This window comes from Vibrio sp. 10N.222.46.A1 (assembly GCF_041473595.1).
Taxonomy (GTDB): domain Bacteria; phylum Pseudomonadota; class Gammaproteobacteria; order Enterobacterales; family Vibrionaceae; genus Vibrio; species Vibrio tasmaniensis_A.
In genome coordinates, this window is record NZ_JBFRSN010001668.1 from 1 (window position 1) to 1,454 (window position 1,454).

At 36.6% G+C, this 1,454-nt stretch carries 1 protein-coding gene; it reads right to left on the reverse strand.

The features are described 5' to 3' along the window. Positions 1 to 130 precede the first annotated feature (130 nt). Positions 131 to 1,454 (reverse strand): hypothetical protein (locus AB4496_RS28755; RefSeq protein ID WP_372133507.1); only part of this gene is annotated, 1,324 nt, incomplete at its 5' end.

Sequence of the window (1,454 nt, forward strand, 5' to 3'; positions counted from 1 at the left end):
GTTTAATTTCGACTTCAGTTCTTCGGCTGTCGTTTCATTTTGAACTTGCTTAATTTCAGTAGACGATTCGTTAGAAAAAAATCCTTCTGAATTTACTTTTGGATTTTGATCGGCGTTAAGTGTTTGTTCATCAATTGGTTGTGCTGAGTTCTCTGTTTGGTTCGTGAACTGAGATATTATCTTCTGTCTCCGAATTTCGTGTAGTTGTGTTAAGTCGAGGCTGCGCATTAATTAATTCCTCTAGTTCTTTACCGGTTATATCTGCAGGTACTGGAATAATTCGTTCATGAATAATCACTTGCGGATCGTTAATGAACATAGGTTCAGGTATTGTTTTAATTTTCTCTACATACACAGGAATTTCTGTTGGAACTTCTACAATTTTATCTACTTCAACAGCAATCTCTTTTACGACTATTTTTTCAACTTCTACGATTCTTTCGACTTCAACTTCGACTTCTACGATTTTTTCGACTTCAACAATTTTTTCGACTTCTACTTCTTTTTCAACCTCGATCTCAACAATTTTCTCAACCTCGACTTCAGTTGGAACTTCTTTGATCTTCTCTACTTCAATGTTTTTAGTCTTTTTCCGGCGATGCGCCCAGACTTGAAAGTATCGGATCATTTTTTTATAGACCAGCTCGCGACGAGATTTCCTTTTTCTTCTCAATTTGAAGCTATCTGCGAGGTTCGCTAAGCTTGTTTTTTTCTTACGAAGCATTCTGGAACGAATGTATCTAGTAATGCTTTGCAGTAGCATGTGCCTTATTTTTTTGCTTTCTAAACGTTTTTCACGCGCAATTCTATTTTCTTCAGAATTTAGCGATAAGAAGAGGTTTAATAAAAAGTAAACAGGATAAATAAGCCCGGAGACAAGCATCATGAAGAGGTCGAATGGCTTTTCAACTTTTACTCCGAATGGAGAAAATATTGATAAAACAGCTTTTTCGTATGCTGATTTTTTCAGAATGAATCCAGATTCTGTCCCTGCAAACTCATTCATACTCAAAGTGTTCGCTAGCTTTCGCTTGTCTATTTCGCTTTGAGATGAATCTAAGTCATCTTGAAGTTTTGAAAGCCTTTCTTGATTTTGATTTCGTGTAATATCAAGGCTTTGAACGTCACTAGCGATTCGATTTGATTGGTTTTCAAAGGCTAATACAGATGAAGCACAGTCAGGAACGGCAGAGCAATCTATAGCTTTTAGACGCCGCGCACTTGCTTGATCGTTTAGAATTTGGATTTGATTGTTTTTTAGTGAGATTTGTTCATTGATAGAGGCTTGGACTGCTCTAAGTTCTGTCAACTGTCTCTCAAACTTATTAACATTTTGATTTAGTGTTGCTAAGTATTCTTCATTGTTTGAAGTAAGTTTCTTCGCTGCCTCTACTTTACGAATCTCTTCGGTCGCCAAAGAATCTAGGTAGCTATTTACACCTGAATAGCAAAGG